We start from the raw sequence: 7,435 nt of genomic DNA, 5'->3' as shown, positions 1-7,435 counted from the left end.
CCCTGGGGAGAAGGGTTGGGGATGAGGGAAAATCATACCTGTATTCAGCAACGCCGCAAATCAGACCAGTAGCATCTATCAGGCGTTGAAAGAATACGCGACTGCTTGTTTAGCGGCGATGGATCAGGTGCCCGCTGTTGTACGATCGGTCGTTGGTGAGGCAGGGCAATATCCCGCTAAAAACCGGGAAGCGATCGGACGTGGCTTTACACAGGCGAATCGCTACGTTGCCAAATATTTTGAGACGGTGATTAAGCGAGGGCAGCTCAACACCCATCTTCCCGCTGAGAAGTTGGCGAGTCTGCTCAACGGCATGTTGCTAGGGTATGCCGTGATCGAGTTCACCAGCGAGTTTCACCAGCTTTGGCAAGACCGGGATGATTTTCTGGAGAATCTCGTTACCTTGTTTTTGCAGGGTGCCGTGTCGCCCTCGTCTGAAGTCAGCCCAGCCTTTTCGGGTCTTGTCCCCTTTGAGCCAGTTGCGATCGCCGAAAAAGTCGCTGATTTGCCCGCACCCTTAGTTCACGCTCTTTTGCAACGTGCCAAAAAACTGGGACTGCAAGAGTATGCGATCGCCTATGTGCTCTTCGGTGCAGGCTTGAGTCCGGCAGAACTTTGTTGGTTGGAGCGATCGCACCACATCAGCGATCCGCACCAACAGCTTCTGCAAATTACTCAGGGAGCCGTGCGTCAGGTACCTGTCAATCAATGGATTATGGGCAAGCGCTACGGTTCTTACACGCGTAATCCCCTCACTCAATGGCTCAGAAGTCGCAAAGACAATCAGCCAGCCATGTTTTTGAATCAGGCTGAACAGCCGTTATCTGAGGGCAACCTGCTGCAACAATGGCAGACAATCAGCGAGGGGTTTCTGACTCCTGATGGGCAAGAGCCTGCGATCGGGCAAACCCAACAAACCTGGTGCGTAGAACTGTTAATGCGAGGCATGACCTTAGCAGATCTGCAAATTCTCACTGGCTGGGATGCCACCAGACTGCAACTTTACGCTACCAGAGCGAGAGAAAAAGCCGCTTTGGAACAGGCAATTCGTCTCGATCAAAAAGCTTAGCTCTCTAGATTCAGATCCCCGACTTCTTAAAGAAGTCGGGGATCTAAGACGGCTTATCTCCGTGGGCAGGGATTGCCATTTGCATCAACGAAGTTGCATTGCCCTGTTGTTGAAGCATTGACGACTTTGGGATCAAACACAGGTGGTGCAGCAGCGTTTGAAGCTGCGATGGCAGATGTATTTGTCGGCGCGTCCCCAGGTTGTTTGCCACAGACACTACTGACATCGATCGCGCTGCTGCCCTGAAATTGAATATAGCAAAGGGGCGCATTGGGATCCAAACGCGTTGTTGCGTCAGACTGAAGAGTGAGTGGAAGGGCGATCGCAGATTCTGCTAGAAAAGAAGCGCAGGCGATCGTGAGACTGATATAGAAAGAAGGCTTCAACATAGCAAAAAACGAATCGTCAAAAGGACAGTTTGAGTAACCCGATTTGCATCATTGCCTGTGTTGAAATGCCCACGCCCAGCAGTGTAATGACCAATGCACTTAAAGCAGGCAACAGTCTAGCAAATCGAACTTGAGCTGGCATTCGCTCGAACAAGTGGCGAGCGCTCACTAGCATTAATCCAAGCGCCGTTAGCGTTCCTGCCAGTCCCAAGCTGAAGACCAACACCATGAGCAAGCCAAAGCCAACACGACCCAGCGCGATCGCGCTCAGCAGCATCACCAATGCCGATGGACAGGGCACCATACCACCCGAAATACCTAGCGCTAGCAAACTCCGCCACGTCACAGGCTCACCATCACTGCCCGGTGTTACATGCGAGTGAACGTGCCCATCGCCGTGATCATGAGTATGCGGATGGTCGTGTTTGTGCAAATGGGTACGATCGTCCGCATCATCATGACTGTGCGGGCGGGCATGATGGTGGTCAGTTGGGTGGGCATGAACGTGAGCACCGCCGTGACTGTGCGCTGACTCATGGTGATCGACATGATCGTGCTCGTGGTCGGCATGGGCATGAATGTGGGCAGCGGCATGACCAGTCGCTGCTACAGGTTGATTATGCGAATGGTCATTGGAATGATGCTCCAAGGTTGCCTTGGGAGCGACACGCTTTTGGCGCAACCGATGCATCAACTGGCGCAGTCCAATATCCACCACAATCAAGCCCGAAATAAAGCTGAGCCAGGGATACAGACGCTCTGGCAGCACGTATTGAGAGAAAAACAGAGTGCCCAACCCCAGTGCAAACACGCCAGCCGTATGTGTGATGGTCGTCGTCAAACCCAGAAAGATCGCATGTTGTGGCGTTGCATGAGCACCGACAAGGTAGGCACCGACGATCGTCTTCCCATGTCCGGGTGACATTGCATGCATGGCTCCCCACACAAAGCAACCCGCGATCGCCAGCGGCAGACCCCCCGCAAAATACCAGGGGGCATTCTGCATCAGCGCCGCATCCTTGCTTTCAGGACTGAAGATCACGCTCTGCGTCTGTCCAGGCGTGTTAATAGTCGTCAAACAACGAGCAGTCGCCACACCAGGCAAGAATAAATCGTAGTGCAGCGTCAAGCCCTGGACAGGTTGTGACCAGGTATATGTTAACTTCAGCGTACTGTGTGTACCAGCCGTCACCTGCTGAGTTGGTGGCAAAACGGTTGTGTCAGACGCTGCGACAGTGAGTATGCCACGATCGCCCTTGCCATCCGTAAGATGAATGCGATCGCCCAAAAAGGTTTCTAATTCCGCTTGATGGGCACGCACTTCAGCGGAAGAGAGTGTGCCATCCCGGTTGTCATCGGCTGTTGCGACCAGTCCCGTAGGAAACGTCAGTGTGATGTGTGTTGTCGTTTTGCCCACATCCACATTTGCCACTGCCAGATCTGCCCAGTGCGCCTGACTTGGCGTTGCCAACGCGATCGATAGCAACAGTGCCCCAAAAAACGCCAAAATACTAACCCTGACCAAACCCCATTTGTGCTTCATACCCTACTCCCTACTCCCTATTCCCTACTCCCTCAATTCAACCCAAGTAGCCCAACGCCCAGCCCTAAAGCCTTTTGAGCCTGTTCATCAAAGGTGGGATCAGTGTCCTGAGCCGCTTTGAAAAACGCAGTTGCCTGAGCGGTGTTGCCCAAGGTTTGCGCGATCGTCCCTGCTCGTTGAAATAACGCAGCATCTCGGATGCCTCCACGCAGGGCTTCTTGCATTGCCTGCTGTGCTTCTTGCCAGCGACCCATGCGAGACAAGACCCAGGCGAGTGTATCTAGCGTTTCGGCATCGCGTCGCACTTTAACTTCTTGCTGCATGAGACTGAGTGCTTCGGTGAGATCTTGGGGTCGATCGCGTTCGAGCAGGAGCCGTGCCAGTTCGCGTCGATGTCCAAACGCGGTTAAATCGCGCCGTAGACGTTCTTCTGCCCGATCGCGCCACTCATTTGCGCTCTTTGCGTCGCCCTGTAGCTCTTTGACCCGCGCCATGCCTCGAAAAACGATGTGATCGTAGACAGTGGGCGATCGCTGTGCGGTCAGCGCGATGTTCGAGTAACGGTCTTCAGCGGTGCGATAATTGCCACGTCGCACGTCTAGTTCTGCCAGATTCAGCATGGCAGGCAGCGATTGCGGCATCACGCGCAATGACTCGCGGTAAAGCTTTTCTGCCATCTCCAGTTGCCCACGTTTAAAGTAGAGCCGTCCCAGGATCGTCCGTGCCCAAACGGAACTGCCTGCTTCCTCCGGTTCTTCTGCGGCTAGACCCTGCTGAAAGGACTGTATCGCCGCTTGGTCTTTGCCTTGCGCGACATCGACCAGCCCTTTCGTGGTCAGGGTAGCCAGGTCAGGGTTTTGCGCCACCATGCGATCGGAGGCTTGACGGGCAAGGGTCAGTTGTCCGAGTGCCAGATGCGTGACGACTGCGACTGCGAGGGTGTCTTGACTGGGTGTTGCCTGTTGCGATAGTTTGATCGCGTCCCGAAAATCGTGCTTTGCTGTGGCGACTCTAGCAAGTGCCAGCAGTGCGCCATCGTTAGAAAAGGGCAGCTTTACCAGCGATTCTTTCGCGGCTTGTTCGCTCAACAGATACCAACTGCTTTCTCCGGTTGCCCGTGCCATTTTGATGTAAGCGTTGGCAAGAAAAGCGCGATCGATTCCAGCATCCGGGTCGCGCCGGATACGCTCTTGATAAAAGGCAATTTCCTGCTCCAGCCGTTGGGTGACGCTTCCAGGTGAGGGGCGCTCGAAGCTATACCGATAGGGCGCTGCAAGTTTGGCGCGATCGAACTCCGTCCATACTTTCAAGCCGATCGGAACGGCAAGCAGTAAGCTGGCGATCGGCACTATAACCAGTGGCATCGTACTGAAGCGCTTTAGAAACGCCTGACCAACGCTGTTCTGACCATACTCCATACATTTCCTTTCCTTTTTTGGTCGATGCTGCGGTCAGTGAACCTATGGAGGAGAAGCATTGGTGAGCGATACGTCTTGGTTAAGCCCAGCAAATTGAATTCGCGGCTACAAAGACGAAGTCCGCCTACGCGGACTAGAGAAGTTTCAACCTGCGAAGGCAGGTTTGGTTTCTCCAGCTGCGGTTTCAACCGCCACTAATCGAGAAGTGTTAATTCATGTATGGGCAAATTGCTTTACAACGTTAAGACTTCTCTTAGCGATCGCTCTAGACCAATGCTTCGCTCCTATTGAACCGTCACTCTAGTTGGGCAACGCCAGGTAAGGGAAGGCTGGTACCAGAGGATCGTGTCCTTGAGACGGATTGCCAGGAGTGCCATCGTAGGAAACGTTGTCCGTAGGAATAGCACCATTGGTCACGACGCTCAACGTGATATCGATGACATCATCTTTGAACAAGCGACCGCGAACGGGGCTGCCCTTGGCGTTCAGGTCATTGGCATAACCGCTCGGTCCGGTGGTGTCGATCCGCATCACGTCTGGTAGAAACGCAGCCAGTAGTGCATTTGCGCGTTCATCCGTGTTGCCGACTGCCAGCAAGGTTTGCTTGGCTTCGGTGACGATCGGCGCAGCAATGCTGGCAGCGGGTTGTTGCCCTGCCAGCGCGGCAGCTACGAAGTCAGGTCCAACGCTGTTATAGGCATTGAGCAGGGCATTGGTGCGCAGGAGTGCTTCGTTAATACCAGGGCGAGCGAGTTGTTCAACCTGAGTGAATTTGCCGTTGGCACCGGGAACCGAGATGGTCTCCCAAACGTCAAAGACTTTAGTTTGACTGCCACCCTGTAAGAACTTGATGGGCACCCGCACGGCGATCGCGTTCACGTTGTAGCCTTTCGCAAAATCGATCGCGGTTGTGGGTGGACGGAACCCAACAGCAGGTCCTGTACCAGCCGCACCAGCTCGTACCCGGAAATATTGCTCCACGTCGAAGAAGAATGGATCTTCCCGCAGACCTGCAAACACTGCCAGATATGTATCTCCTACTGCCACCTGATTCACGATCGGTGCCGTGCTGGGGTCAGCCGCAAGGGGCGTTGTTTTGCCGACGACTGCTGTTTGAGTGCTGCCATCACGAATGGTCGTGAGCTTGATTTCCTGCTGATTCTTGGCATCAGGTGCACCAAATTCAAAGCGCAATAGAACATCGGTTTGCCCGGTGGGTGAGGCATCCTTATCAGCCGCGCGAGTCACCTTAAACTCATAGCGGGCGCGAGTGCTGAAGTAATACTGCTGACGTGCCAGCGATCGAGGATTTGTGTTCATCACAAACACTAGATCACTGTCCGATGCGCTCGGATTCTGATCTTTTTCACGGAAGACGTACAAATCGGTCAGGCTCAGGTTGCGACCTTTGGTATCCACTTCACCGTCGTCATGGTCAGACGATCGCACATACTGCGTTGCCACACCAGCCGTGATGATCACGCCCAGCGCAATCAGGCTCAATCGCATTGGTGCTGCTGTCAAAAAGCGCTTCCAGGGTGAAGCCTTAGAAGTCGTCTCGGTTTCGTTCTTGGGTGGTCGGGGCTTTAACAACATGGTGGTAGTTTCCTGAAAACAGTTGGGTGTGCTAATTCATCTGAGAGGGATAGGCAAGAGCTGAGGTAAGGCATGGCAAACAGAGCGAAAATGACCCGACGATCGATCGCTTGTCTCACCAGTGCCACGCAATCAAACAATCGATCGCTTTTGCTTCAGCGATTTCCTGATCCGATAAGCGAGACCCAAAGCACCAGCGGCAATCAGACCGGCTGTTTCGCCTGGCTCTGGTACACCTGCTGCATTGCTGGCAGTCACGCCAGTGAAGCTGATCTGGTAGTCGCCGCCCGCCGTGCCATCGCCCACAAAACCCGTCAACGGCGAAACTGCTCCTGCACCTGTGGCTGCAAAAATACCGCTGGCATCCGCATCACCAAAAATGCTGCCCCCGGCACTCACAGGGTTATAGCCAGAACTGGCGATCGCCAGAAAATAGGTGCCGGATGCCGTGGGTGAAAAGCCACCGGAGGGCAACGATGCTTGCGCCGTGCCGAAACTATCATCATTGCCATACACGCCCCGACCAGCCGCATCAAACAAAAAGAGCTGCGGATCGGGCAGCAGAGTCGTGGGCGACCCCAACTGCTGGTCGATCGGCAGTTCAATCAATGTATTCGCGTTAATGGTGGTGGCTGAAAAGGTTTGACCACCCGCCAGCACAATGCGAAACAGGTTAATCACATTCGGTGCTGAAAGGGTGCCAGTGATGGCATCCAGGGGTTCTGATCCACCTGGAATCACTTGAGCGGTATCTAACGTTTGACCAGTATCACCAACCTGGCTAAACGTGACTGCCTGCGCATGACCAGAAGCTAGTCCTGCCGCAAAAACAGATACGGCTACTGCCTGTGTCAACTTGTTCATAAAGGGTTTACCTTGAAGCTGCGTACGCTACGGTGTGCGAGTAACCCATGAGCGACCTTAGAAACTTGGCAGCACAAACTAGCGCAGCTTCAACCGGAGCGTGAATGATCCGAGAATCTACGGGGTTATGTTTGCGAGTACCAGGTTGACTCGATCGTTCCGATGCTCTCCCCCTGGATACGATTGAGACTAAATACTGGATTTAAATTGTGAAGACAACTTTTGGGTAAGCACACGTAAATTGAGTAAAAATACGTAGGGAACGCAACCTAAATAGACCTAGCCTTTAGAGGCACAGCGACAGTCCTATAGAAATATCTCTGTGGAAATAAGTAGGAAGGCTCAATTAAATATAAAATCTGCGTCGGATGGGTATAGCCTTCGGCATTCAAGAAAAGTGAAGCTTAACCCATGCTGCTAAAGGTTTTGATGCGTTACGGCAATGCCTAACACATCCTACGTTTAATTCTACATAGCTACTTAGTTGTGCCAATTTAATGTTTGTGCGTCACTGAATCACTTGCAAGAGCGACTCGTCGATCGCCTCAGTCGCGTT

5 protein-coding genes and 1 pseudogene are annotated in these 7,435 nt (G+C 53.3%); 1 reads left to right on the top strand and 5 read right to left on the bottom strand.

Annotated elements, in window-relative coordinates; translation table 11 throughout:
• Window positions 1-55: 55 nt before the first annotated feature.
• Window positions 56-1,069 (top strand): annotated as a pseudogene (locus AC5JO6_RS15520) (TetR/AcrR family transcriptional regulator C-terminal domain-containing protein); the annotation flags it as partial.
• A gap of 53 nt (window positions 1,070-1,122) precedes the next feature.
• Here AC5JO6_RS15520 and AC5JO6_RS15515 read toward each other — a convergent pair.
• The 5 genes from AC5JO6_RS15515 to AC5JO6_RS15495 all read right to left on the bottom strand — a co-directional run bounded on the left by AC5JO6_RS15515 (window position 1,123) and on the right by AC5JO6_RS15495 (window position 6,879).
• On the bottom strand, window positions 1,123-1,458 hold the full coding sequence (locus AC5JO6_RS15515; RefSeq protein ID WP_496081968.1) for a hypothetical protein: 336 nt from the start codon (window positions 1,456-1,458) through the stop codon (window positions 1,123-1,125).
• Between the two features lie 16 nt (window positions 1,459-1,474).
• Window positions 1,475-3,001 (bottom strand): nickel/cobalt transporter, encoded by a 1,527-nt coding sequence (locus tag AC5JO6_RS15510; protein WP_496081967.1) that lies wholly within the window; start codon window positions 2,999-3,001, stop codon window positions 1,475-1,477.
• Window positions 3,002-3,033: 32 nt separating this feature from the next.
• A complete protein-coding gene (locus AC5JO6_RS15505) occupies window positions 3,034-4,419 on the bottom strand; it encodes a tetratricopeptide repeat protein (protein ID WP_496081966.1) in 1,386 nt (461 codons plus the stop codon).
• Between the two features lie 300 nt (window positions 4,420-4,719).
• Window positions 4,720-5,928 (bottom strand): DUF4331 domain-containing protein, encoded by a 1,209-nt coding sequence (locus AC5JO6_RS15500; RefSeq protein WP_496081971.1) that lies wholly within the window; start codon window positions 5,926-5,928, stop codon window positions 4,720-4,722.
• Window positions 5,929-6,147: 219 nt separating this feature from the next.
• Window positions 6,148-6,879, bottom strand: a complete 732-nt coding sequence (locus AC5JO6_RS15495) for a hypothetical protein (protein WP_496081965.1) — start codon at window positions 6,877-6,879, stop codon at window positions 6,148-6,150.
• Between the last annotated feature and the right edge of the window lie 556 nt (window positions 6,880-7,435).

Source organism: Tildeniella sp. (assembly GCF_059505325.1).
Note: the sequence above shows the minus strand (reverse complement) of the source record. Positions and strands in the feature narration are given on the sequence as shown.